Origin of the sequence: Mycobacterium sp. E3305 (genome assembly GCF_001666785.1) — a bacterium.
Classification (GTDB): Bacteria; Actinomycetota; Actinomycetes; order Mycobacteriales; family Mycobacteriaceae; genus Mycobacterium.
The window spans coordinates 1-560 of record NZ_LZJA01000008.1; the positions used below are offsets into that span (position 1 = coordinate 1).

1 protein-coding gene is annotated in these 560 nt (G+C 62.9%); it reads left to right on the forward strand.

Annotated features, from left to right (window positions below):
• Nucleotides 1-2 precede the first annotated feature (2 nt).
• Nucleotides 3-560: class I SAM-dependent methyltransferase (locus tag A5701_RS01205; RefSeq protein ID WP_082969649.1), on the forward strand; the 558-nt coding region annotated here is incomplete at its 3' end.

Here is a 560-nt window from a genome sequence, read left to right on the forward strand (position 1 = left end):
GGTTGTTCCTGGACCCCACCCAGACGTACAGCTGCGCCTACTTCGAGCGCGACGACATGACCCTGGAAGAGGCGCAGCTTGCCAAGATCGACCTGGCGCTGGGCAAGTTGAATCTCGAGCCGGGCATGACGCTGCTGGACATCGGCTGCGGCTGGGGCGCGACCATGCGCCGGGCCATCGAGAAGTACGACGTCAACGTCGTGGGCCTGACGTTGTCGGAGAACCAGGCCGAGCACGTCCAGAGAACGTTCGACGAGATGGACACCCCCCGCACCCGGCGGGTGCTGCTGGAGGGCTGGGAGGAATTCGACGACAAGGTCGACCGAATCGTCAGCATCGGCGCCTTCGAGGCGTTCAAGGCCGACCGGTGGCCGGCCTTTTTTGAACGTGCCCACCACATCCTGCCCGACGACGGTCGGATGCTGTTGCACACCATTTTGACCTATCAATGGCAGCAGATGCCCGCACTCGGCGTCAAGCTGACGATGAGCGATGTGAGATTCGCGCGATTCATCGGCACCGAGATTTTTCCGGGCGGCCAGATGCCGACGCAGGAAGAT